Genomic DNA, 25,806 nt, shown 5'->3' on the forward strand with positions numbered 1-25,806 from the left:
TTATGCTGCCTGTGACCGTCTGCGGGCGCTCGAGGTTGCGCGAGCATCGTTCTTGCTCATGATCGCGTCTGGCCTGAGCAGCTTGAGCCCTTTCGCTTTCTCGTAGCCGTGGATCTCTTTCACATCGAGTTGACGCATGAAATTGATGGCGGCCTGGGTGATTACCTGACCCGGCACCATGATCGGAAACCCTGGCGGGTAGGGAATCACGAAGTTGGCCGAAACCATCTCCGGTCCTTCGCGGAGACGTTTGTCGCACTCTGGGCTGTCCAGTCGAACGTATTCGCAATCCTCCGGCGCATAGGCGGCGAAGAATGCACCGCGAATATCACCTTCAGGCGTTGTTGCCCCGGCGTCATAGCGGAACGCTTCATGAAATCGGCTGAAGTCCGGCAGATCAGGTACGTCTTTCATCAGGCTGTGCACCCGGGCCGCGAACGCCTGTCGCTCGCCTTCACCGCCCTGCATGAGGCGGGTCTCGATGCTGTTGCAGATCCTCAGGAGGATGCTGATCAGCTGAGCCACGTCGCTGCGCGTGTTATTGATGTTCGATTGCAGCAAGACGGAGTTTCGGGACGTTTTGTTGACCTGGATATTGTACTCGGATGCAAGCAATCCCTTAAAGGATGTCCCGTCGAAGCCCGCAGTACCGCAGACCAATGTCATACGCGTCGGGTCGAGGCAGAACTCGTCCTCCCGCATACTGCGTAACTGATCGTCCCATCGAGTACCGGGAGCCAGAAAATCGATGAAGCCGCTGGTGCGGTATTCTTCAGGAATCATTCCATCCGCTCCGACGATGCGGAAGTATTTCGCTATCAGCGGATGAGCGTTGACCTCGCGACGGATATCCAGCGCAACCTCCATCGCATTCATCACGAGGCCGTAACCTTCGAGTTCCATCTGCCGCCGCGCGACATCAAGGCTCGCGATGATTTGCTGATTGGGGCTGGTCGAGGCATGCGTAAAGATGGCCTCGTGAAACTGCGCTTCTACTGTGGGGAAGTCGACATCTTTGACCAGAACCATCGACCCCTGGCGGATGGCTGACATCGACTTGTGGGTCGAATTTGTCTGGTAAACCCGCAACCGAATGGCGCGGGGATCTGGCACTAAATGGGTGTCCAGCAGGGTCTCCCGCGATGGGCTTTCGCCGATTTCGGCGCGGTGACGTTCATACTTGGCGAGAGCGTCAGCGCTTCTCATCCAGGCTTCAATGTCGGCTGCGGCCCCCATGGCGGTTCGCGGCCGGAGGAACGGCGACCACCGCGCAAAACCAAACCACGCCTCGTCCCAGAGGAAGATGAGGTCCGGCTTGATCGCGAGACATTCTTCCATCACGCGACGGACATTGTAGATATGGCCGTCGAAGGTACAGTTGGTCAGGTCGACCATTTTGACGCGGTCGAGCCGATCCTCCGCCTTCAGATCCAGCAGTGCCTTCTTGATCGTGCGCAGTGGCACCGCTCCGTACATCGAGAATTCCGGCATCGGAAATGCCTCGACGTAGAGAGGCTGGGCGCCGCACAGCACTAGCCCATAGTGGTGCGACTTGTGGCAATTGCGGTCAAGGATAACGATGTCGCCCGGGGCCACGAGCGCCTGAAGCACCATCTTGTTGGACGTGCTGGTTCCATTGGTTACAAAGAATACACGGTCGGCGCCGAACGCGCGCGCAGCCATTTCCTGCGCTCGTTTGATGTTGCCGGTCGGCTCAAGCAGACTATCAAGGCCGCCCGTGGTCGCACTGCTTTCCGCCAGGAATAGGTTGATCCCGTAGAACTGGCCCATGTCGCGGATCCACGGTGATCGGAAGACAGACTTGCCCCTAGCAATCGGGAGGGCGTGAAACGTGCTGATCGGACGTTGAGCGTAGTGCTTGAGATTATCGAAGAACGGTGTCTCGTATCGCGCCTCGATGCCCTCTAGAATGGACAGGTGAAGTTCCAACGGTTCTTCGATCTGATACATGACGCGGCGAAAGATCGTGGCGCGCGGATCGCCGGCAAGCCTTTCCACCCGCCTGTCGGACAACAAGTAGATATCGAGCTCCGGCCGGATTGCCTTTAGTCTGTCCGCAAGAAGAAGCGCCAGATCGGCTTCACCGGCCTTCTCCAATGCTGCTTTTTGAGCTGCAATGACCCGGCGGAGAACCGGGGCATCGTAGCGCGACTTCAAGGCGAAGCCTTCATAGAGGGCCACCGCCGCTATGTCAGGATTAAGCACGATGGCACAGATCGCATCTTCGAGGCTGGCCACGGGAACGACCTCGTAGACGAATGCGTCTTCCGGCCGACGCAATCGGCGAAACTCAGCGATGATGTGCGGCCATCGCGGAGCGGGGGCGGGCGTTACGAGCAAGAGCTCGAAGTAGGGGCGGGTCTGCGGCTGTGCCCCGATCGCGGGTGGGAGAAGATCGGCAGGTTTCGCGAAGATGTCGTCCGCCGTTTCCCATTCTTTGGGATCGTGCTTGTAGTTCCCAGTGATAATGGCAAGCGATATCCGTTTGGAAAGTGATAAGAAGCCGGTTGGGTCTTCGTCTTGAAGCTGCTCACGCAGCGCCGCCATCAGCTCCGGGCCAGGGAATGCGTAATACTCCTCGATGACCCCAACCTCGTCGAGCGCTGCCTCGACGGCATGCCGCTCAACCTCGCGATTGACCCAAGCTCTGGCAGCCGCATGAACATCGCGCCAGCGATCAAGTCGGGCAGACGGCGCGGAGAAAAAGTGGTCGACTGAGTATGCGTCCGGGCTCGAATCCGCTGTCATGGACTCCTCCTTCGAGAACGACCGCTGTCAGGCCTGAAGCCTACACCTCTGCACACAAGCCAACCGAGCGCCCGCAACCTGATCAGGGCTCAGAGAATATACGCATAGGTGCCTCCATGGTTCAGTTTACACGAGGAGGGGTTTCCCAGCTTGACACATGGGGACAGGTTCTTGGCATTTAGTGACATAGCTCAAATTCAAACGAGTTCAGGCGGAGACCCAGTCCTATCCGCACCATAGTCTGAAATGCCGGACTCCCGCGCAGAGGGGCCTCATTCAACGTCCGGACATGGCACGAAGCCGAAGCAAGGCTTTGGTTCGTCGGCCTAACCAGATCTTCGTGAAGGGCAGGGGGAGTCGAAGTGTCTGCCTCAAAAACAGTCCTTCACATGGTCCCAAGGAGAAGCGGCGCTTACGCGCGCTCCTCCCAGAGTTTGGCGAGCTCGACAATAGTCTTCGCTGCTTTTTCCATGTCCTGGCTGCTGACGAATTCCAGTGGGGAATGGAAGGCATGGCCGCCAGCGAAGATATTGGCGCAAGGAAGCCCCATGAACGAGAGGCGCGAACCGTCCGTGCCGCCGCGAATAGAACCGCGCACCGGCGTCATTCCAGCGCGGCGGATCGCTTCAACCGCGTAGTCGACGATCTCCGGATGCCGGTCGAGCACGACCTTCATGTTGCGGTACTGTTCCTTGACGGTGAAGGTGTAGCTGGAACCCGGATAACCCTCCATCACCTCCTTGGTGATCTTTTCCAGCAGGGCCTCCTTGCTCTTGAGGCCATCCTCCGTGAAGTCGCGGATGATGAAGCTGAGTGTCGCCTTTTCCATCACTCCGGAAACGCCGGTCGGATGGATGAAACCATCACGGCCCTTCGTCGTCTCGGGCGCCATGTCCTTCGGCAGACGCGCGATGACGGCCCCGGCTATCCTGATGGCGTTTTCCATCTTGCCGTAGGCGAACCCCGGATGGATCGCCACGCCCTTGATGGTAATCTCCACCGCATCGGCGGAGAAGGTCTCGTCCTCAATGGTGCCAGCCGTCTCGCCGTCCATCGTGTAGCCGAAGTCGGCACCGAGCTTTTTGAGGTCGACCTTGTTAACCCCGCGGCCGATCTCCTCGTCGGTGGTGAAGAGGATGCGGATCGTGCCGTGCTTGATGTCCGGGTTGTTGATCAGGAATTCGGTCGCCGCCACGATTTCGGCAATCCCGGCCTTGTCGTCGGCGCCCAAGAGCGTCGTGCCGTCCGACGTGATGATGTCGTTGCCGATCAGGTCCTTCAACACTTGATTTTCAACGACCCGGATGATTTGGCTCGGATCGCCCGGTAGGGGGATGTCAGCGCCCTGGTAGTTCCTGACGACCTGCGGCTTGACGTTGGTGCCACTGAAGTCAGGAGCCGTGTCCATGTGGGCGCAGAAGCAGATGACAGGAACGTTGTTTTTGGCCGTATTCGACGGAATGGTCGCATAGACATACCCGTGCTCGTCGAGATGAGCGTCGGAGATACCGATCTCGAGGAGCTCCTCGACCACCAGACGGCCAAGGTTCTTCTGCTTCTCGGTCGATGGCTGTGTCGAGGACTTGGCGTCGGATTGAGTGTCGATGACGACGTAACGGAGAAAACGATCTGTAACGCTGGTGGCCATGGGGACGATCCGAATGGGTAAGGATGACAACCGATTTGTAGCGGGGCGAAGCTGTCTCGTGAATGGGTTGTCGGAAAATCCTTGTTTTGGAGCGCCCTTATCGGTCGCCCCGGCCACTGATGCCAGGGATCAGTCATCCGGGGGACCTCCAGTTGCCCGGACCGCAACTTCGGCGCTATGTGGGCATATGTTCACGCTGGAACGAGCCACATCTCTCGAGCAGATTATCAAGAAGAGCCGGTTTGTTGCTTTCGCCGGACCGGTTGCGAGCGAGCAGGCAGCAAAAGCCTTGATCGCCGCCCATTCCCATCCTGCCGCCAACCATAACTGCTGGGCGTGGCGGGTAGGCCAGACCTGTCGGTCCAGCGATGATGGCGAGCCCAGCGGCACGGCCGGCAAGCCGATCCTGCAAGCCATCGATCGCCTTCAGCTCGATACCGTTGCGGTCGTGGTGACCCGTTGGTTCGGAGGCATCCTTCTTGGGAGCGGCGGTCTCATCCGCGCCTATGGCGGGGTTGCGGCGGCCTGCCTGCGCGCATCACCTCTGGTAGAGATCCTTGCCGTTCAGGAAACAACCATCATCGCGACGTTCTCCGACCTTGCACTGGTACGCGCGCGGCTTGCAAGTGTCGGAGGTGTTCAAGTCCTGGGCGAAAGTTTCACAGAGACAGGTGCGGTTATCAAAGCGGCTCTTCCTGAGGCAGCTGCCCAGCAGATCGTTCAAATGATCACTGACGTCACGAGTGGACGTGCTCGCATCTCACGACCCGTCACGCTGGCAGGAACCGCGGATTAACGTCACCCGACACGCCCAAGCGTGCATCCCCCGGCGAGCGGAAGGCGGTTACGCAGGACAGATCGGTCACAAGGACCGGTTCGGCTTCGCAATCCGCCTCGGCGGGACGAGCAGGGGCATCGGCTCACATGCGCGGTGGAGTTCCGTGGTGAGGGGATGGTTGCCTCCACTCTTCGTAGAGTGGCAGCGACGGTGCCGCATTTGTGTGCGCGGCACCGCCGGCAGGGACATGATGTGTCACGATGGGCGCCTGTATGGGCGCAAAGCCTTGCGCCCATTGGAGACGGGGCCCCCAGTGACGTCACCGTCGCCGCTTCGTTGCTAGCGTGGGGCTGGGCGCGTTGGTTCTCCGAGTGAGAGCATCAATCTGTTCGCCCAGTTGAAGAACGCGGAGCCATTGATGACGTCCACGATCTCGATGTCATCAAGTCCGGCAGCGCGCAGACGCTCGATATGCTGAGCCTCAAACTCGCCGGGTGTCGCAGTCAACGCGATCGAGGCCGCGATGATGGCGCTCCAGCGCGTGTCGATTTCCACGCCGATACCTTCATCCAGAAGGCGTTGAACATCGTCCTTGCGCTTGGAGAACTGGGTGGCGAAGCGCGAATGAACGGACGCGCAGAAGATACAGCCGTTATATCGCGATGTCGCGGTGGCCGAGAGCTCGCGTTCCGCGCGTGGCAGGCCGGAACTCGTGTTGTAGAAAATGTCCTTATCCGTCTTGGTTCTGGCCTGAAGAATGTCCGGATCGCGTGCCAGCAGGAGAAAGTAAGGGGACTTGGCGCGAGACGCGTCGACAAGCCCCGCCCAGTGTCGCTCCGTCAGTTCGTCCGCGGGAAAAGGCTCCAGCCATGGCAGCCAGCCAAGTTCCTCCTGGGTGAAGGAAACGGGCTCAAGGTTGTCGGCATAGGTGATGGTTGACTTGGTCATGAGAGCTTTCTCCCGCCTAGATGTGCCCGGACGCCAAGGCGCCGGTGAAAAGCGTCTTGGAACCGACATCGGCAAGTTTCCGATCAGGCGCCGCCGCGAGTGTCCGCAGTCCCGCGATCACGCGGATTTGGAATGCAAGGAACGACACCAGCTGCGACAGGGTGACGATATCGGTCGTCGACCAACCCGCGTCCAACAGCCTTTGCAGCGCTTCCGGGCTCGCATCGCGCGGGCGGAAAACCAGCAGATGGGCGTGCTCGAATGCGGCCGCGAGCCTGTGGCCAAGGAGCGCTCGGGCGTCATCCGATACGCGATAGACCAAGCCATCTTTGTTCTCGATGGTCAGGGGGCCTTTCGGGTAGCTGCCATAGGGGCCTCGCGTCGCGCCGCGTGCGGCCTCCGCATCGACCGCGTCGGCGATGCCGGATCGGTCCGCCCTGCGTAAAGCCGACGCATAGAAGTCGGTCACGGTTGGTTGGCGATGAAGGCCTGCGACGAAGGTTGCAACGGCATAGCGCTCGAGCGCCGTGACATTTCCCGGAAACTCCGGCTCGAACAGAGCTTGATAGCTTTTCTGCGCATTCTCCCGCGCCTGCGGGCGTTGGTCTCGAATGCCTTGAAGATACGAATCCGGCTCGATGCCGGAAAGGAGGTCGATGACGTCGGTCGTCGATGCACTCATTGCTTTCTCACTTTCTCTCTCAAATTGGTCGGCTTTCGGAACCTCAAGCCCGGCGCCCGCCGATGCGCTCGGGGTCTCATCTCAACAGAGCGACGCGCCGTTCCAGCTTCTCGCTCGGTTTCCGCCAGCCGAAAGCAGGTGCGACCTCGTTCGCGATCAGTTCGATGGAACGCAAAATGTATGGATGCGGCGGGTCGACCGAATGCACCTGGAAGACCACATCCGTGACGCGCGAAAGGGTGGTGTCCGCGGTGAGTGAGGCGATCACGTCTTCCGGCGTGCCGACATGGGTGTCGAAAGCGGCAATGAGGTCGGGCAGGGAATTCCCCGGCAGGACGTGCCCCTTTTCCTGGAAATGGTCTGCGATGCGCCGCAATCCCTTTTCCGCGAAACGCAGCGCCTCTTCCCGGTCATCCGCGACGAAGAGTGTACGTGAGCCGAGAATGCGCGGTTCCCGGCCAGGAGGCAGCTTTTCGAGATAGGCGTCGATGATGGGGTGCTGGAGGTCCGCAAGCGAGGCATGCGGCGCGTCCTTGGATCGTGGCTGCGTGCGTGACAGCATCAGACCGTCTCCAGCCTCGCCGGCTCGTGCACCGCCCGCGACCGAGAACGTCGCCTGCCAGATCCGGTCGCTCAATTGAGACGCGGCCGGATAAAGCGTGTCGCCGCCTTCGAACGGCTGGCCGTTCCACGCGTCGCGGACATTTTTGAGGTATCGCCCGAAAATCTCGCCGCGGTTCGCGCTGTCCAGGCCGAAGGCGGTGAAAGAGGAGGGCGTTCCGCCTGAGCCGACACCAACCTCGAGGCGTCCGCCGGAGAGGAGATCGAGCACGGCGGTGTCCTCGGCAACCCGGATCGGGTTTTCAAGCGGCAGTGTGATGATGCCCGTTCCAAGGCGGATTCTGGATGTTTGCGCCGCCACCTGGGCGAGAAAGACCAACGGAGCGGGAAGTCCTCCCTCCGCTTCATGGAAATGGTGCTGGGCGACCCATGCGGAGTCGAACCCGAACCGTTCGGCCTGGAGGATCTGTTCGGTCGCAAACCGATAGCGTTCCGCGGCGCTCCCTTCATCGAGAAGGCGAGTGAAGAAACCGAGCCGCTTTGTTGTTGCAGTTATCGTCATTCGTAAGCTCCGAGAAACAGGTTTGAATTGTCATGCATGGGAAAGGGTCTTCGTGCCCGGGATCGCCTCGATGAGCTCACGCGTGTATTCGCTGCCTGGGCGCAGAAACACGTCTTCGACCGTCCCGCTGTCGACCAGCCGTCCATTGCGCAGAACCGAGACCGTGTCCGAGATCTGGCGGACCACCGCGAGATCGTGCGAAATGAACAGGTAGGTCAGTCCCAGCACCTGCTGGAGTTCGTCCAGAAGGTTCAAGATTTGGGCTTGAACCGTCACGTCGAGCGCGGAAACCGCCTCGTCCAACACGAGCACTTGTGGGTCGAGGACGAGCGCGCGGGCAATGGCGACGCGCTGTCTCTGACCTCCGGAGAGGGCGCGGGGTTTCCGGGTCAGCACCGATTGGGGAAGGCCGACGCGCCCGAGGATATCGTGAACCTTCCTGGCGCGATCCTTCCTCGCGATCTGGCCGAAATTGAGCAGAGGCTCCTCGATGATTTGAAAAACGCTTTGCAACGGATCCAGGGAGCCGAAGGGGTTCTGATAGACGAGCTGGATTTTCTTGCGGAACTGGCGGAGGGATTCGCCGTGGAGAGTCGTGACGTCGATTCCATCGACGAGAATGCGCCCCGAGGTCGGCTTCTGAAACGCAACCACGCTGCGAGCTGTGGTCGTCTTGCCCGAGCCGGATTCCCCCACGATTGCGTGAGTGGATCCCTTGCGCACTTTGAACGAGACGCCATCGACGGCTCTGAACTTTTCGCGCCCGCTTCCAAGTGAAAAATCCTGGACGAGGTCCTCGACGACGATGGAATATTCGTCGCTCGCGGCCGATGTCGATTTCCCCTTCGATGGGCGCTGCGCCTTGGTGAGCGAGGGCGCGTCCGTCAGCAGCTTGCGGGTGTAGGGGCTGCGTGGCGCGGCAAGGACCTGAGCCGTGGGTCCCTGTTCCTGAATACGCCCGCCTTGCAAGACCACCAGATGGTTGGACCGGTCGGCGGCGACACCCAAATCGTGGGTCACAAGTAAAACGGCGGTTCCGAATTCGCGGCGAAGGTCGTCGATGAGATCGAGAATGCGCTTTTGCACCGTCACGTCGAGCGCGCTGGTTGGCTCGTCGGCAATAATCAGCGCCGGTTCGAGTGCGATAGCGATGGCGATCAAAACGCGCTGACGCATGCCGCCGGACAATTCGTGCGGATATTGCCTGGCGCGCAATTCCGGGCGAGACAGGCCGACCCGGGCCAATAGCTCGATGACGCGCGCCTCAATCGCTTTCTTATCGCCGCGGCCGTGAATCTTCAGGATCTCGCCAACCTGGTCGCCGATGGTCTTGACCGGATTGAGCGAGCTCGTCGGATCCTGCGGGATCAGGCTGATCTTGCTGCCGCGTATCGCGTCGAGCTGCCTTCGCGACCACGTTGAAATGTCGGTGCCGTTGAGGCGGATCGCGCCGGATTCCAGGCGGCCGTTCTCGGCCAGAAGCCCGATGACGGCTTGCGCCGTAGTGGTTTTGCCGGAGCCGGACTCGCCCACCAGCGCAACGACCTCACCCGGCCGCACTTGAAAGGAGACGCCGTGGACGACCGGGTGAAACGCTTCGTCATCCTTGTAGGCGAGGACCAGATTGTCGATTTCGAGCACCGGTGTGTCCAGCGCTCTTGCTGGTGGGGCTGCAAGGTCGGGGGCGAGAGTCATGTCCTGACCTTTCCAAAGGATTGGCTGATGCGGTTTGCGGACAGCACGACAAGGATCACGACGAAGCCGGGGACGGCGGTGAGCCACCAGGCCCTTGCGATGTAATTGCGTCCTTCCGCGATGAGCAGGCCCCATTCCGGCGTCGGCGGCGGCGCGCCATACCCCAGAAAGCCCAGCGTCGAGATGGCCAGGATAGCGGACCCGAACTGCAACGCCGCGAGCGCGATCACGGACGTCAGGGAGTTGGGCAATATGTGGCGCAACAGAACGCGGCCGAATGTGCCACCACTGCCGAAGGCCGCTTCGACATAATCACTGTTACGTACGCGGACGACCTCGGACCGGGCGAGCCGGGCGAAACTGGCGACGGAGGTGATGCCGACCGCGATTGCGGCGTTGATCGTCCCGAAACCCAGCAGAATGATGATGGTAAGAGACAGGAGGAGGTTCGGGATGGAGAGAAGCACGTCGACGATCCGCATGATGACATCGCCGATCATGCCTCTGACCGAGCCCGCAATCAGGCCGAGCGCGGTTCCGAACAGCAAGCCGACAGTCACCGAGACGAACGCGCCGGACAGCGAGTTCACGGCCCCATAGATGATACGTGCGAACACATCGCGACCGAGCGCATCGGTGCCAAGCCAATGCGCGGCGCTGGGGGCACGGAGTTGGGTGCCGGCCACGCCGACGGTGCCGCTATGGCTTGTAAACAATTCAGGAAAGACAGCCCAAAGGATTGCAATGGCAATCATGAACCAAGCCAGCACCAAGCCGATCTGGGCCCCTTTGAGACGATGGGACCAGCTTTTAGCCTCCGCTTGGCGACGGAAAGGAAGGGCCGCAGAGACTTTTCCGAGAAAGCCTCCTTCGGGTTGCAGGAGAGTTCGCTCTGTCGTGTCGAAGGTCGTCATGCTGATGCCTCTCTTTTGCTCCTGAGGCGTGGATCGAACACGGGGTAGAGCAGATCCACGACAAGGTTGATGATGACGAAGGCGGTGGCGGAGAAAACGACGATGGCCTGAAGGACGGCTATGTCCTGATTGCCCACCGCCTGCTGTGTGACGCTGCCGATCCCGTTGAGTCCGAAGACCGCTTCGGTGACGACGGCACCGGCCAGAAGTTCCCCGAACAGGATGCCCGCGATCGTTAGCGTCGGCAGCAGCGCGTTTCGCGTGACGTGCCGCCATAGAACCCAGCTTCGCGTCGCGCCTTTGGCTCGCGCCACCGCCACGAAGGGCTCTGTCAGGACGTGATCGATGTTGCGCATCAGCACCTGCGCCAACGGCGCCGAGATCGGGAGCGCCAGCGCTGCCACCGGAAGAATGAGCGCCTCCCATTCACCAGGATTGATGACCGGGATGAGTTTCAGCTGAAACGAAAAAATCTGGATCAGCATGATCCCGAGCCAGAACACCGGGACCGAGATGAACAGCGCCGGCAGGGATTGAATGACCGCGCGGATCCACGAAAATCCGATCAATGTCGACAGGAAGGAGATCGCGACGGCGAGGAGAGCCGCAATCAGAAACCCGAATGTCGCGAGGCGCAGCGTCGAGGGCAGGTTGGCCAGAAGAACGTGGCTGACCGGAACGCCGGCGTGCACGGAATATCCGAAATTCCCGGTGAGGAAATTGCCGAGGGAGTGCGCATATTGCGTCCAGATCGGAGTATCGACCGCGTAGGATGCGCGGATGTCGGCAATCTGCTCGGGCCCCAAGCCCAGTTCGGGGTTCAGGAACTTGATGAGGATGGCGTCGCCGGGCAAGGCCTGCAGCAGAATGAACGAGACCGTGAAGGCTGCCCAAAGCACGATCACCGCCTGCCCGATCCGACCAATCAGATATCTCGACATGAAAGGCTCCATTCCGGAAGAAGCAGATCCGTGAAGGTTGCCCGGACCTCGGCGTTCAGCGAGATCCGGGCGAGTTCGTGCGACGGTCAGCGAGGTGCCAGCCAAACGTTGTAGAAGCTCGGACGTCCGACAGCCTCGAAGGCCACCCCTTTGACATAAGGGGCCACGGCGAAGGCTTGTGGTTCTTCGAAGATCGGAATGACGTAAGCCTGATCCAGCACGTAGCTCTGAACATCACCGACGATGGCGAGACGCTTGGCCCTGTCCGGCTCGGATGCAAGGTTGTCCAAGAGCGTGTTCAGCTTGTCGTCGAGGAATGTCTTGACCTTGTCGCTGTTGCCGCCCTTCTGCAGCAGCACGTTGCGATTGGTGGGGTAGTACTGACTCTTGATCACGTCAGGGTCCGCACGCCCGACCATTCCTGGCGCAACCGCTGTCTTGAGCGGGTCCAGACTGTCCACGGTCTTGCTGCCGGCGTCTCCGGCGAGGACGTTCAGTTTCACACCCACCTTGCCCCATTGCTGGGCAACGAGTTGGAGCGTCTCCTTGTTCTGCGGTTGCGGCGGGGATTCATACGCCGCCAGCACGAGTTGCTGCCCGTCCTTCTGGCGGATGCCGTTGGTGCCCACACGCCAACCGGCCTCGTCGAGCAAAGTCTTGGCTTTTGCGACGTCGTAAGTCAGCTTCGAGGACAAATCGACATAGCCCTGGGCCGTCTTGGCGATGATCGAAGTCGCCTTCGGATAATTGGACGAGAAGAGCGTCGTGACGATCTCATCGGCATTCGTTGCGTTCAGCAGCGCACGGCGGACGCGGACATCCGAGACGAGCGGATTGTCCGGGCGGAAAACGACGCTATTGTTCACGCCGCGGGTCGAGGGCGCATAGATCTGATAGGCTTGCGCCTCGACTTGTTTCTCGTCGTAGGCCTGGATCTGGCGGATGTAGTCCGCCTGGCCGGCGAGGAGCGCGCCGATGCGCACGCTGTCCTCCGGCGTGACGATGATCTTGATGGCGTCCAGATAGGCACGGCCTTGGTGAGCCAGCTTTGCGGGTCCCCAGTTGTAGTCCTTGCGCGCAGCAAGCGTGAGTTCACGACCGAGCTTTTCTCCAGTGACCACAAACGGACCGGACCCGATGATCTTCGTCGCATCGCCGAGTTCTTCGTAAGACAGCGATAGCGTGGCCAGCGAAACGAGGCCGGACCCGATCACAGAAGTTCCTTGAAGGAACCCGGGCGATGGTTTCTTGAAGTAGAATTTCACCGTGCGAGCACCGATCACCTCGCTGCGGTCGTAGTTGTTGATTACTTCCGAGACCGGAAGCTTCAGGGCTTTGTTGCCGAGGCCGAAGATGTCGTAATTCTTGGCGACGGCGTTCGCATCCAGCGGCGTGCCGTCGGAGAATGTCACACCCGGGCGGATCTTGAATGTGTACTCGGTCGCGTCAGCGTTGACGGTCCAGGATTCGGCGATCCAGGGTTCGATTTCCAGCGTCTCGGGGTTCTGATGGGTCAGCTTGTCCGTGATCTGGTTGAGGACCCCGCCATTCGGATAGAAGCCCCCGGCAGGCGGATAAAGGTTCGTGTGGGCTTGCTGGTCGAGATAGACCAGTGTGCCGCCGATGACCGGTTTGTCGGGTTGGCTGGCAGCCAGCACTGTTGTCGCTGCGCCCGCGAACCCTGCAAGAAGCGAGGCCGTCGCCAGGGCGGTGAGACCGGATTTCGTTCTGAAGCGTAGATTGAGAGACAAGATCGTTCCTTCCCTGCCAGGCCGGCTCGGATAACCGTTTGATGGGGATGATTATCCGGGGAATGGTCCGAAACGGCAACGAGAATGTTCTTTTTTTAGAACGACGCTGGCGAATGACACCTTCTAAAAATGATTGATCTGAAAGAAAAATCTTCACAAATCGGCTAAAATCGACAGAATTCAACCGGAGTTTGTGGCGAATCTTAAAGCGGACGGTGGAAATCGTTCTGTATATAGAACGAGACAATCCGGAGTGATAAACGCTTTTGCGGACGCTTCCGCTTCAACGGGCCCCGACAAGAGCCCATTTGACTCCTTTCGAAATTAGAACATAATAGGAACATTGGTTGAGAAATAAGGTTTTGGGCAAGGTGCATGCGTACCGGGCGACAGAGGATGCTTGCCGATTTACGGCACCGGATCGAGCGCCTGGAACATGGGCGTCGTAGCCGCGCGGTTTTGCCGTTCGGCCTCGCGCCCATCGACCGTCGATTGCCCGGTGAAGGCCTTGCTCTCGGGGCCTTGCACGAGTTGATCGAGGCCGGACCTGGCTCCGAGTTCGCCGGGGCGGCGACGCTTTTCGTGGCGGGGGTCGTGGCGCGCCTCAAAGGCCCGGTGCTGTGGTGCCTCAACCGCCGCGACCTGTTCGCGCCAGGATTTATGAATGCCGGGCTTCACCCGGACAGGGTGATCTATGCAGAGACGTTTCGTGAGCGCGACGTCTTGGCCGTGATGGAGGAGGGGCTGCGAGAGAAGGGACTTGCCGCCGTTGTCGGGGAGGTGACGCGGCTCGGGTTGACGGCTTCGCGGCGGCTTCAACTTGCCGCCGAGGCTTCGAACGTACCGGCTTTCGTGCTGCGGCGATGGTGGACGGTGGCCGAAAAGGAACTTGCCAGCTTGCCGAGCGCCGCCGTGACGCGCTGGCGCATTTCACCTCATCCGTCGCTCGCCTTGCCGACACCGGGCTTAGGCCGTGTCTGCTGGCATGTCGAACTTCTGCGTTGCCGAGGCGGTGAACCTCATTCCTGGATTCTGGAGGCCTGCAATGAGAAGGGTCGTCTCGCTCTACCTTCCGACCTGGCCGACCGACCGGATCAGACGCCGGTTCGGCGCGCCGCCACCAGATGAGCCGCTTGTCACCGTGATCACTGAGGGCTCCCGCCGTCTCATCGGTGCGGTCGATCGGGCAGCCCGCGCGCTCGGACTGCGCGCGGGGCAAACCATCGCGCATGCGCAAGCTCTTGTGCCGAACCTGCATATCGTCGATGCGACACCGGAAGAAGATAGAGCCTCTCTCAACGAATTGGCGCGCTGGTGCATCGGTTATTCCCCCATCGTCGCGCCGAACCCGCCGGATGGAATCTGGATCGATATTGCAGGAGCCGCGCACCTCTTCGGCGGAGAAGAAAAGCTCGTTGCCCATCTGGTGAGGCGGCTGACCACGCAAGGCATTCAGGCCATGGCGAGTGTCGCCGATGCACCGGGTACTGCCTGGGCCGTGGCCCGCTACGGCCATCAGGCACTTGTTTCGCCGGGGCGGGCTATCGATGCCATTGCGGGTCTTCCCGTTGCAGCTTTGCGGCTGTCGGCTGAGACAGTCGACGGACTGCATCGTCTTGGCGTCGAACGCATCGGGCAACTCGCCGCCATGCCGCGTGCGCCGATGGTACGCCGGTTCGGCAAGGATGTGGCGTTGAGGCTTGACCAGGCCTTCGGGCAGGTCTTTGAACCGCTCAATCCGCTCTTGCCAAAAGAGACGCCCCTGCGGCGCGTGGGCTTCACTGAGCCGATCGGACGGCTTGAGGATCTGGCCGCCGTCGTGCAGCGCCTCGCGCAATTGCTGTGTCACGATCTCACGCGCTCTGCGCTCGGCATTCGCCGTCTCGATCTGATCTTCGAGCGCGTGGACCGCCGCAGCGTCGCGCTTCGGGTCGGAACCGCGAAGGCGACGCGGGATGCAAAACATCTCGCCAAACTCTTCGATGAGCGACTGCAAACGGTCGATCCCGGCTTCGGTATCGAGGCGGCAATCCTGATCGCCAGCAAGGTCGAGCCTTTGAGCGATAAACAGGTGGAGGCGGCCGAACTCGGGAGCGACGGCGCCTCCGGTGTCGATCTCAGCCGCCTCGTTGACAGGCTCGGGGCGCGGCTTGGCCCAAAACACGTCTATCGCCTTGCGCCGGTCGAGAGCCGTTTGCCGGAACGCTCCATGCAACGTATTCCCGCGCTTGCGCCGATGACGGGGCTGACATGGCCGGATGGCCTGCCGCGTCCAACGCGCCTGCTCGATCCACCGGAATCCGTCACCGCGACGGCGCTCTTGCCGGATCATCCGCCTGCCTTCTTCATCTGGCGGCGCGTGCGTCACCGTGTGGTGAGGGCCGATGGGCCGGAGCGCATCACCGGGGAATGGTGGCTCTCCGATAAAGAGCGCTCGTCCTTGCGCGACTACTACCGGGTTGAGAACGAACAGGGCGCGCGCTTCTGGCTCTTTCGCGATGCACCGGCGGATCAGGGCGGCCGCTGGTGGCTGCATGGGGTGTTCGCATGAGTTATGCCGAACTCCAGATCACAACGCATTTCTCGTTCCTGCGGGGTGCCTCGAGCCCACGCGAATTGTTCGAGCAGGCGAAGCGTCTCGGCCTGTCGGCCCTCGGTATCGTTGACCGGAATTCATTGGCCGGGATCGTGCGCGCCTATGAGGCGTCGAAGGAAACCGGCATTCGTCTCGTGGTCGGATGTCGGCTCGATCTTACCGATGGAACATCGCTTCTCGTGTACCCGACCGACAAGGCCGCCTATTCGCGCCTGTGTCGCCTGCTCAGTCTCGGCAAGGGCCGGGCAGGGAAGGGCAAATGCGCGCTCACGTGGGACGACGTGGAAGTCTGGAGCGAAGGTCTTCTCGCGGTTCTTTTGGGCGATCATGCGGATGAAGCTCTTTCGTCCAATCTAAAGCGTTTGAAACGCACTTTCGGCAACCGCGCCTATATGGCGCTGATCCGCCGCTTCGCGCCGAACGAATATTTGCGCCTCTGGCAGGTGGAGCAGGCCGCTCAAGGCGAGGGCGTGCCGAGTGTCGCGATGGGCGATATTCTCTATCACCATCCCGCGCGCCGCATGTTGCAGGATGTGGTGGCCTGCATCCGCCAGGGCTGCACCATCGATCGGGCGGGGTTCCATCTGGAACGGCACGCGGATCGCTTTCTGAAAGATCCGACCGAGATGAAACGCCTGTTCGAGCGGCACGCGGAAGCGGTCGCGCGGACGGGCGAGATCGTGCGGCGCTGCCGCTTCTCGCTCGATGAATTGCGCTATCAATATCCAAGCGAAACCGAACCTGGCGAGACGGCGCAGGAAAAGCTGGAGCGCCTGACCTGGGATGGTGCAAAACGCCGCTATCCCGAAGGTTTGTCCGACAAGGTGGCCGCGCAATTGCGGCATGAATTGAACCTGATTGAGAGCCTCAACTACGCCCCTTACTTTCTCACCGTCCATTCCATCGTGAACTTTGCGCGCTCGCGGGAAATTCTGTGCCAGGGGCGTGGCTCGGCGGCGAATTCCGCCGTCTGCTATGTGCTCGGCATCACTTCCATCGATCCGATGCGTTCCGAACTTTTGTTCGAGCGCTTCATCTCGCAAGAGCGCAACGAGCCGCCGGATATCGATGTCGACTTCGAGCACGAGCGGCGGGAAGAGGTCATTCAATGGATCTACGACACCTACGGTCGCAATCGCGCCGCGTTGACCGCCGTGGTGAGTTGCTATCGCGCGCGCGGGGCCGTGCGGGAAGTCGGCAAGGTTCTGGGCGTGCCAGAGGATGTGACGGGAGGCTTGTCCGGTCTCGTCTGGGGGTGGAGCGCGGAAGGGGTGGGCGAGCGCGAGGCGAAGGATCTCAACCTCAACCTGGACGATCCGCGTTTGCGTCTCACGCTCGAACTCGCCCGCGACCTGATCGGCGCGCCGCGCCATCTTTCCCAGCACCCGGGTGGCTTCGTGCTGACGCAGGATCGCCTCGACGATCTCGTGCCCATTGAGCCCGCCGCCATGGAAAACCGGCAGGTTATCGAATGGGACAAGAACGACATCGAGATTCTGCGCTTCATGAAGGTCGATGTGCTCGGCCTCGGCATGCTCGGCTGCATGCGCCGCGCCTTCGATCTTATGCGTGAGCAGAAAGGCATCTCGCACACTCTGGCCTCGATCCCGCCGGAGGACCCGAAAACCTATGCCATGATCAGGCAGGCCGACACGCTCGGCGTGTTCCAGATCGAGAGTAGGGCGCAGATGGCCATGCTGCCCCGCATGAAGCCCAAGACCTTCTATGATCTTGTTATCGAAGTCGCCATCGTCCGTCCCGGTCCGATCCAGGGCGATATGGTGCATCCCTATATCCGCCGTCGCGAGGGGCGGGAGGAGGTCTCCTACCCGACACCGGAGCTGGAGCGGGTGCTTGGCAAGACCCTCGGCGTGCCACTGTTCCAGGAGCAGGCGATGCGGGTCGCCATTGAGTGCGCTGGCTTCACGCCCTCCGAGGCCGATCAACTCCGTCGCTCCATGGCGACCTTCAAGTTCAAGGGCGATGTGTCAAAATTCCAGGAGAAGCTGACGAACGGCATGTTGGATCGGGGCTACACCCAGGAATTCGCCGAACGTATCTTCAAGCAGCTTGAAGGCTTCGGCTCCTATGGCTTCCCCGAGAGCCACGCGGCTTCCTTCGCGTTGATCGCCTATGCCTCGTCCTGGATGAAGTGTCATCACCCGGACGTGTTCTGTTGTGCGCTTCTGAACGCCCAGCCGATGGGTTTCTACGCCCCGGCGCAGATCGTGCGCGATGCCCGCCAGCATGGCATCGAGGTTCGTCCAGTCGATGTGAACCATTCCCGATGGGATTGCACGCTCGAGCGGACGAATGACAAGAGCCGTTTCGCCGTGCGCCTCGGCCTGCGCTTGGCGAAGGGCCTTTCCAATGCCGACGGCGCTTCCATCGTGCTTGCGCGCGGCGACATGCCGTTCTCATCCGTCGAAGAATTGTGGCTTCGCGCGAGGGTGCCGGTCTCAGCGTTTGAACGCTTGGCCGAGGCGGATGCTTTCGGCTCTCTCGACAGCAACCGCCGCGATGCGCTCTGGACAATCAAGGGTCTGAGCGATGCGCCTCTGCCGCTCTTCGCTGCGGCGGACGAACGCGATGCGCAATTACGTGCGGAGGTCATCGAACCGGTGGTCTCCCTGACGTCCATGACGCTGGGCCGGGAGGTCGTTGAAGATTATCGCTCGAAGGGCCTGACCCTGCGCTCACATCCGCTCGCGTTCTTGCGCGATGATCTGGAGCAAAGACGCATGATCCGTTGTTCCGACCTCAAATCCACCCGCGACGGACTCCGCGTAACGGTTCCTGGGCTCGTTCTCGTGCGTCAGAAACCGGGCTCCGCCAAAGGCGTCTTGTTCATGACCATCGAGGATGAGACGGACGTCGCGAATCTCATTATCTGGCCGTCCCTGTTCGAAAAACAACGATATCTCATTCTATCTGCGGGCATGGTTGCCTGTCGGGGGCGCGTGCAGCGGGAAGGGGAGGTGATCCATGTGGTTGCCGAACACCTTATCGATCTCTCCGACCTTTTGCGAAGCGTCGGCGAACGGGACGAGCCTTTCCCGCTCCCTCATGGACGTGGCGATGAAGCCAAAACCGGCGGCCCCGATCCGCGCGACCGGGAGGGACTCGGCCGAAAGCCCCGCGACATCTACATTCCCGACCTCCGGCCCGGTAGCGGGATCAAGGTGAAGACGAGGGATTTTCGCTGATGGTGCAGCGCCGGGCCGAAGAGACATGCCTTAACGCGTGAAGAATCTGCGCGTCACGCGGGATTTTCACGCTCGCGCGTAGCGCATTTTTTTCGCTAGCCTCATACTATGTCGCGGACAAATTTGCGAAATTTGCGTCAAATGGAACCTGGCATGTTTTTTGCCATGCCTTATTCCATCCGCGCGCATAACATCTAGGGAACGCTGGTCGCGGCAAGGAGGGGAAGAATGCTTCGCAAGACTCTCGCTATCACGGCGCTCGCAATGACTGTGGCGATCCCCGCTCACGTCATGGCAAGTGAGCTCCGGGTCGGCTTCACGCTTGATGCGTTGACGCTGGATCCCGCCAATCATCGCAAACGCGAAACGGAAACCATCATCCGGAATATCTATGACGGCCTCCTGACCCGCGACGCCAAAATGAAGGTTGTTTCGGAATTGGCTGAGTCATGGACGCAGGTCGATCCGCTCACCTATGACTTCAAGATCAGGAAGGGGGTCACCTTCCACGACGGTTCGGCGATGACGGCCGACGACATCGTCTTCACCTTCGAGCGCCTGACCAAGGACGGCGCAATGGGAGGACAGACCAGCCCGCGCAAGGATCTCGTGGGGCCGGTCAAGGCAATCTCGAAGGTGGACGACCAGACCGTGCGCTTCACCTTGAGCGAGCCCTGGCCGATCCTGCCCGCCATGCTGCCGGTCCAAGAGGTGGTCAGCAAGGCCTTCACGGAGAAGGTCGGCTCGCAAGGGCTGGCGACCCAGACCAACGGTACGGGTCCGTTCAAGCTCGTCGAATGGCGCAAGGGCGATTCCATCATTCTCCAGCGCTATGACGGATATTACGGCGGTGCGACCGACATTCCTCCGGTTGGAAAGGCTTGTGTCGATCGCGCCATCTTCAAGATCATCCCGGAAAACGCGTCGCGCGTCGCGGCTCTGCTCGCCGGAGAGGTCGACATCATCAACGAGCTGCCGCCCTACGACATGAAGAAGGTGGAGGCGAGCGCGAACACGAAGGTGATGAAGGTCAACGGCACGCGCACTTTCTTTGTCGCTTTGAACAACACGAAGAAGCCGTTCGATGACGTGCGCGTCCGCAAGGCCGCGAACATGGCGGTCAACAAGGCCCTCATCATCGAAAAGGTTCTGTTGGGGACAGCCGAGCCGCTGAACGGCGTCATGAGCCCGGACGCGTTCGGCTACAATCCCAACCTCCCGGCCTATCCCTTCGATCCCGAAGGAGCCAAGAAGCTCCTTACCGAGGCGGGTTACCCGAATGGCGTCGATGTGACGCTCGACACGGAAGGGGCGTTCAAGGAGATGGTGGAAGCCGTCGCCGCCATGCTGACCAAGGCCAACATCCGGGCCAAGGTGAATGTGGTCGAAGGCTCGACGCTGCGCGCGAAATGGTTGCCGACCAGCGAGAAGACCGGCGACATGTACTTCACATCCTGGGGCAACGGCTCGCTCGATCCGGCGGACATCTTCGTTCCGACCCTTCGGACCGGGGATCGCGGCAACAGCGCCTTCTACTCCAACAAGGAAGTCGATGCCCTGCTCGACGCCGCCAATGTCGAGTTGGACCAGACCAAGCGCGCGGATCTCTACAAGAAGGCTCAGGTGATCGTGAACAAGGACGCCCCCTGGATGTTCCTGTGGCTGCCGCAGGACATCTACGGCGTGTCGAAGCGTGTCAGCGGGTGGGAGCCGAGCGCCGACAGCCGCATCAACCTTCACGACGCCTGCGTGAAGTAATGAACCATCGCGGCATCTGCTCAGTGGAGAGAGCCTCATGAAGCCATTGGCGCTCGTGGGGCGTATCGCCCAACTCGTGCCGGTTCTTCTTGGCGTCAGCGTCATCGTCTTCGTGATGATGGCGCTGACGCCCGGAGATCCCGTCGAGATCATGCTTGCCGATCAGCAGGCAACGCCTCAGCAGGTGCAGGCGATGCGCCACGATATGGGGCTCGATCGCCCCGCATTGGAGCGGTTCGGCGTGTTTCTCGGAAATGCGCTGACCGGCAATTTCGGCCTGAGCTTCTTTCACCGCCGTCCGGTTGCGGAGGTGATCGCGGAGCGTCTGCCGGCAACGGTCGAACTGACGCTTGCGGCTTTGCTCCTCGCTATTGCCATTTCCGTCCCGCTCGGCGTCGTCGCGGCGGTGAAGAAGAACAAGCTCGTCGACAGGCTGGCCGCGTTGGGGTCGCTGTTCGGCATTTCCTTGCCCGGCTTCTGGTTCGGGATCATCCTGATCATTCTCTTCGCCGTCCATTTGAAACTCCTGCCCGTTTCAGGGCGGATGGAGTTCGCGTGCGAAGTGCCCGCCATCACCACCCTGGTGACCATCGACAGTCTCCTCCGCGGACGGCCGGATTGTTTCGCGAACGCGCTGTCGCATCTGATCTTGCCGGCTCTCACCCTGGCACTCCCCATGGCTGCCGTTCTGACCCGCGTTCAACGGGCGGCCATGCTCGAAGTTCTGCGGTCGGATTATATCGTGTTCGCGCAGGCCAAAGGCATCTCCCGTCGGCGGGTGCTCTGGCGTCACGCCCTCAAGAACGCACTTGTGCCGACCGTCACGGTCGCTGCGATCGAAACCGGTTCGCTGCTCGGGGGTAACATGGTGGTTGAAACGGTGTTCGGCTGGCCGGGCCTCGGCCGCCTCGTCGTTGAGAGCATTTTCGTGCGCAACTATCCTCTCGTGCAGGCCGCCGTGCTGTTCTACGCCGTGACTTACGTGCTGCTGAACTTCATCGCCGACGTGCTCTACACGATGCTTAACCCGAGGGTGCGCCTATGAGTATCGCAGTGCGCGTGCCCGTGATGACCGCCGAGCGGATCGAGACGCCGACATGGCAAAGCCTGCGCCGGTTCGCGGCGGACCGTTTCTCGATGGTCGCAGCGATCGTGGTCCTTGCCTTCGTGCTCATGGCTGTGCTGGCGCCCTGGCTCGCCCCGCACGATCCTTACGAGACCGACCTTCTGCGCCGACTTCAGGCTCCGGCCTGGATGGAAGGCGGAGAGTGGAGCTATCTTCTCGGCTGCGATGCGCTCGGCCGCGATATTCTCTCGCGGATCATCTACGGCTCTCAGGTATCGATCACCATCGGATTGGCGGTCGTCCTAATCGCCACCGTGATCGGAACGGTCCTCGGCCTCGCCGCCGGCTACATGCGCGGCTGGGTCGATATCGGGATCTCGCGGCTCGTCGATATTCTGCTCGGCTTCCCCTATCTCATCTTTGCCATCGCCTTGATGGCGATGATGGGCCCCGGCCTGCAGAACATCATTCTGGCGCTGGTCTACAAGGAATGGGTTGTGCCTGCCCGTGTCGTGCGTGGTGAGGTGCTTGCGGCGCGCGAGATGGAATATGTGGAAGCCGCCCGCGCGGTCGGTGCGCCGCGCCTCCACATCATGTTTCGGGAAATTTTGCCCAACATCCTGTCGCCGGTGATTGTCGTGTCGACGATCCGGATGGCGCACGTGATCATCCTGGAGGCGAGTTTGTCGTTCCTCGGCATCGGCGTGCAACCGCCCACAGCCTCCTGGGGCTCGATGGTGGCCGATGGCCGCGCCTTCATTCTCGATGCGTGGTGGGTCTGCACCTTCCCCGGCATCGCCATTCTATTCCTCGTCCTCTCGATCAATGTCGCCAGTCAGGGCCTTCGCGATGCATTCGACCCGAAGTTCAGTGACTGAGATGTCAACGCCTCTTCTCTCCATACGTGGTCTCAAGACCTGCTTTCCCACACGCGCCGGTCTGGTGACGGCCGTCGACGGGGTCGATCTTGATGTTTATCCCGGCGAATGCCTCGGCATTGTCGGTGAGAGCGGGTCGGGCAAGAGCGTGACCTTTGCCAGCGTGATCGGTCTGGTGCGCTCACCGGGCTATGTGGCCGACGGCTCGATGCAGTTCGACGGCATCGATCTTCGAGGCTTGAACGCGGACGGCTGGCGGACTTTGCGCGGACGCGACATCGCCATGACCATGCAGGACGCGCTCACCGCGCTCAATCCTGCGCTCACGGTGGCGGAACAGATCGAGGAAGTGCTGCTCGCGCATGCCACCGACCTGCCTCGCCGAGGCCGCCGGGACGCGGCGCGCGCGCGGGCCATCGAGATGCTGCGGCTCGTGGGGATTCCCGCCCCCGACAAACGGATTGACGATTATCCGCACCAGTTCTCGGGCGGAATGCGCCAGCGCATCATGATCGCCATTGCCTTGTCCTGCCGCCCGAAGCTCCTGATCGCGGATGAGCCGACGACCGCCCTTGATGTGACCATCCAGGCCCAGGTGCTCGATCTCATCAGCGATCTGCGGCGCGAATTGGGAATGAGCGTGGTGCTCATCACGCACGATCTCGGCATCGTGGCCGAGCACACGGACCGGGTGGCGGTCATGTATGCCGGGCAGATCGTCGAGGCCGGTGTGACACGGGAGCTCATCGACCGGCCGCGCCACCCCTATACGCGCGGGCTCATCGGCCTGATCCCACGTCTCTCGGATCTCGATGCGCCGATCAAGCCGATCGAGGGGCAGGTGCCCGAACTCATCGGCCTCGGTGGAACTTGCCGCTTCTACGATCGCTGCGATTTCAGGGCCTCCCGATGCCGAACCGACATTCCGATGGAAGCGGCGGGACTAGATCATCAAGTGCGGTGTGTTCGCGTGGAGGAGAGCCTGCAATGAATGAGACGCAGTCTCCTCTCCTCGACGTCAGGAATCTCGAAAAGGTCTATCATCTCAACAGCGGCTTGCTGCAGCGGATCGCCCGTCAGCCGGCGCTGAACCTGCGCGCCGTGGACAAGGTGAGCTTCTCCGTCAACGCCGGCGAGACGCTCGGCCTCATCGGCGAATCCGGGTGCGGCAAGTCCACCCTCGCCCGGACGGTTTTGCGCCTGCACGAACCGACCTCCGGCAGCATCACCTTCGATGGCCGCGACATCACGAAACTGCCCCATCGCGAAATGACGGCCCTGCGCCGCCGCATGCAGATCATCTTTCAGGACCCGTATGCCTCGCTCAATCCGCGCAAATCGGTGGAGGAGATTGTGGGGCTGCCGCTGTCACTCCATCGCATCGCGCAGCGCAGTGAGATCCGCGACCGGGTGGTCGCGATGCTCGAAAGCGTCGGTCTGAAAAGCTCGCATCTCGGCCGGTTTCCGCACCAGTTCTCCGGCGGCCAACGCCAACGCATCGGAATCGCGAGGGCGCTGATCCTCAACCCGAGCTTCGTCGTCTGCGACGAGCCGGTCTCCGCGCTCGACGTATCGGTCCAGGCGCAGATCATTGCGCTTCTGGGGTCCCTCAAGCGCGAGCTGGGGCTGACTTATCTGTTCATCTCGCACGACATCGGCGTGATCGGTCACGTGAGCGACCGGATTGCCGTGATGTATCTAGGCGATATCGTGGAGATCGGGCCTGCCCGCGAGCTTTTGCGCGCACCGCAGCATCCTTACACCAGGGCTCTGCTGTCGGCGGTGCCGCAAATCGATGCCGGGCCCAAGCGCGAGCGGGTGAAACTCTCGGGCGATCTGCCTTCACCGCTTGCGCCACCGCCGGGCTGCAAGTTTCACACGCGCTGCCCCTTCGCTGTCGAACGATGCCGTCAGGAAACGCCTGCTCTTCGCAAGGTGGCAGGCCAGGGGATGGTCGCCTGCCATCTGGAGCAGGCGTGATGCACATCGATCCAGCCGACCCGATCCTGCTTGTCGGCGACGCCTACGCGCGGGGGCGGGCGCAGGCTCTGTGTGGAGAACCGCTGATCGCGGCGGTGCAAAGCGCCATCGATACGCGTCTCGCGCGGGCAGCGCCATTACTGGAAAAGCCGTCTGTCCGTGCTTTTCTCCTTGAGCAGTCACGACTTCTTGAGACCCTCGATCCTGAATCGGCCGCGGAGGTCGCGGGGCTGGCCGATGGCTTCGAGCGCCCTTTCGACACCATCCTCGCCTATCTCCACTTGGGAATTCTCGCTGATTTCGCGACGGATGGCTGTTCTGCCTGGAGCTGGACCGCATCGGCCTCGGCCGGCCCGATCCTCGTCAAGAACCGTGATTATCGCGGGGAGCACGCCGCGCTGCAGCGGGTCTTTCTCCACCGCGACCCTGACCGGCCCGGCAAGGCGGTTCTCTGCGTGGGAAGCCTCGGAAGCCCCGGCGCGTTTTCCAGCGGGATGAACGCGCGAGGCTTCGCTCTCGTCGATACTCACGTCGCGACGCGCGATCATGGCCCTGGGCTGTTGCGATACTTCCTCATGACACGCCTTCTATGGAATTGCCGCACCGTGGAAGAGGCCTTGCGGGTCATAGCGGACACGCCGCATGCGGGAGGGGGCGCGATCGTCATGGCCGACGCGTCGGGCTCTTGTGCGGCAGTCGAGCTGGGACACCGGACCCAATCTGCCCAGATAAGCACCCCTTATGTGGTGCGAACGAACCATTTTCTATGCCCCGAGCGGGCGCCGGAAGGGCCTTCGACAGAAGACGGCCCGATGGGGAGAAGCACCAAGGGGCGTTACAAGCGTCTTCGAATGTGGCTGGAGGCGAGGGCCGGCGGTCCGACCCTTGCCGAGGTTGCCGCGCTCATGGGGGGGCATCATGACGACGGCGAGGAAGCCCTGTGCCGCCACGGCGAGGATGGGGATTCGCGGACGATCTCGTGCGCCATATTTGCGCCTGCCGAACTTCGCCTCTACTTTTCATCCCGCGAACCTTGTGCCGGCGAGTGGAATTCCTACGAGTGCCGGCCCTAA

At 61.4% G+C, this 25,806-nt stretch carries 19 protein-coding genes; 10 read left to right on the plus strand and 9 right to left on the minus strand.

All coding sequences use genetic code 11. The features are described from left to right. Both I2H38_RS02175 and pepT read right to left on the minus strand, forming a co-directional pair. Positions 1–2,769, minus strand: a complete 2,769-nt coding sequence (locus tag I2H38_RS02175; RefSeq protein ID WP_196270148.1) for an aminotransferase class I/II-fold pyridoxal phosphate-dependent enzyme — start codon at positions 2,767–2,769, stop codon at positions 1–3. 412 nt (positions 2,770–3,181) lie between these two features. Then, a complete protein-coding gene (gene pepT / locus I2H38_RS02180) occupies positions 3,182–4,417 on the minus strand; it encodes a peptidase T (protein ID WP_196270149.1) in 1,236 nt (411 codons plus the stop codon). A 187-nt stretch (positions 4,418–4,604) separates the two neighbouring features. Here pepT and I2H38_RS02185 point away from each other — a divergent pair, with 187 nt between their 5' ends. Next, positions 4,605–5,213: an IMPACT family protein gene (locus tag I2H38_RS02185; RefSeq protein WP_196270150.1), complete on the plus strand. Its 609-nt coding sequence runs from the start codon at positions 4,605–4,607 to the stop codon at positions 5,211–5,213. 321 nt (positions 5,214–5,534) lie between these two features. Here I2H38_RS02185 and I2H38_RS02190 read toward each other — a convergent pair whose 3' ends face one another. The 7 genes from I2H38_RS02190 to I2H38_RS02220 all read right to left on the minus strand — a co-directional run bounded on the left by I2H38_RS02190 (position 5,535) and on the right by I2H38_RS02220 (position 13,156). Beyond that, the gene (locus I2H38_RS02190; protein WP_196270151.1) at positions 5,535–6,143 is read right to left on the minus strand and encodes an alkylhydroperoxidase domain protein; all 609 of its coding nucleotides are present in this window, start codon (positions 6,141–6,143) and stop codon (positions 5,535–5,537) included. Positions 6,144–6,159: 16 nt separating this feature from the next. Further along, entirely contained in the window at positions 6,160–6,825 is a 666-nt protein-coding gene (locus tag I2H38_RS02195; protein WP_196270152.1) for a CMD domain protein, read from the minus strand. A 76-nt stretch (positions 6,826–6,901) separates the two neighbouring features. After that, a complete protein-coding gene (locus I2H38_RS02200) occupies positions 6,902–7,948 on the minus strand; it encodes a putative FMN-dependent luciferase-like monooxygenase (protein WP_196270153.1) in 1,047 nt (348 codons plus the stop codon). 30 nt (positions 7,949–7,978) lie between these two features. After that, positions 7,979–9,643: a dipeptide ABC transporter ATP-binding protein gene (locus tag I2H38_RS02205; RefSeq protein ID WP_196270154.1), complete on the minus strand. Its 1,665-nt coding sequence runs from the start codon at positions 9,641–9,643 to the stop codon at positions 7,979–7,981. Further along, positions 9,640–10,557, minus strand: a complete 918-nt coding sequence (locus I2H38_RS02210) for an ABC transporter permease (protein ID WP_196270155.1) — start codon at positions 10,555–10,557, stop codon at positions 9,640–9,642. The genes I2H38_RS02205 and I2H38_RS02210 overlap by 4 nt, the downstream gene beginning before the upstream one ends. After that, positions 10,554–11,498 carry an ABC transporter permease gene (locus I2H38_RS02215; RefSeq protein ID WP_196270156.1) on the minus strand — a complete coding sequence of 315 codons (945 nt, stop codon included), beginning with the start codon at positions 11,496–11,498 and terminating at the stop codon, positions 10,554–10,556. Before I2H38_RS02215 ends, I2H38_RS02210 begins: the two co-directional genes overlap by 4 nt. An 86-nt stretch (positions 11,499–11,584) precedes the next feature. Continuing rightward, a complete protein-coding gene (locus I2H38_RS02220; protein ID WP_324617342.1) occupies positions 11,585–13,156 on the minus strand; it encodes a TIGR04028 family ABC transporter substrate-binding protein in 1,572 nt (523 codons plus the stop codon). A gap of 489 nt (positions 13,157–13,645) precedes the next feature. Between I2H38_RS02220 and I2H38_RS02225 the strand changes: the two genes are divergently transcribed. From I2H38_RS02225 to I2H38_RS02265, 9 genes are all read left to right on the plus strand, one after another. Further along, positions 13,646–14,377, plus strand: a complete 732-nt coding sequence (locus I2H38_RS02225; RefSeq protein ID WP_229426496.1) for an ImuA family protein — start codon at positions 13,646–13,648, stop codon at positions 14,375–14,377. Then, a complete protein-coding gene (locus tag I2H38_RS02230) occupies positions 14,295–15,800 on the plus strand; it encodes a Y-family DNA polymerase (RefSeq protein ID WP_196270158.1) in 1,506 nt (501 codons plus the stop codon). The genes I2H38_RS02225 and I2H38_RS02230 overlap by 83 nt, the downstream gene beginning before the upstream one ends. Then, complete coding sequence (locus tag I2H38_RS02235; protein ID WP_196270159.1) at positions 15,797–19,051, plus strand: error-prone DNA polymerase; 3,255 nt, start codon at positions 15,797–15,799, stop codon at positions 19,049–19,051. The genes I2H38_RS02230 and I2H38_RS02235 overlap by 4 nt, the downstream gene beginning before the upstream one ends. Positions 19,052–19,279: 228 nt before the next feature. Further along, positions 19,280–20,809, plus strand: a complete 1,530-nt coding sequence (locus tag I2H38_RS02240; RefSeq protein ID WP_196270160.1) for an ABC transporter substrate-binding protein — start codon at positions 19,280–19,282, stop codon at positions 20,807–20,809. Positions 20,810–20,846: 37 nt separating this feature from the next. Next, positions 20,847–21,854 (plus strand): ABC transporter permease, encoded by a 1,008-nt coding sequence (locus I2H38_RS02245; RefSeq protein ID WP_196270161.1) that lies wholly within the window; start codon positions 20,847–20,849, stop codon positions 21,852–21,854. Continuing rightward, entirely contained in the window at positions 21,851–22,753 is a 903-nt protein-coding gene (locus I2H38_RS02250; protein WP_196270162.1) for an ABC transporter permease, read from the plus strand. The genes I2H38_RS02245 and I2H38_RS02250 overlap by 4 nt, the downstream gene beginning before the upstream one ends. A 1-nt stretch (position 22,754) precedes the next feature. After that, positions 22,755–23,744, plus strand: a complete 990-nt coding sequence (locus I2H38_RS02255; RefSeq protein WP_229426497.1) for an ABC transporter ATP-binding protein — start codon at positions 22,755–22,757, stop codon at positions 23,742–23,744. Continuing rightward, positions 23,741–24,733, plus strand: coding sequence for an ABC transporter ATP-binding protein (locus tag I2H38_RS02260; protein ID WP_196270164.1), 993 nt, complete (start codon positions 23,741–23,743; stop codon positions 24,731–24,733). Before I2H38_RS02255 ends, I2H38_RS02260 begins: the two co-directional genes overlap by 4 nt. Then, positions 24,733–25,806 (plus strand): C45 family autoproteolytic acyltransferase/hydolase, encoded by a 1,074-nt coding sequence (locus tag I2H38_RS02265; protein WP_196270165.1) that lies wholly within the window; start codon positions 24,733–24,735, stop codon positions 25,804–25,806. The genes I2H38_RS02260 and I2H38_RS02265 overlap by 1 nt, the downstream gene beginning before the upstream one ends.

Origin of the sequence: Microvirga alba (genome assembly GCF_015694465.1) — a bacterium.
Lineage (GTDB): Bacteria > Pseudomonadota > Alphaproteobacteria > Rhizobiales > Beijerinckiaceae > Microvirga > Microvirga alba.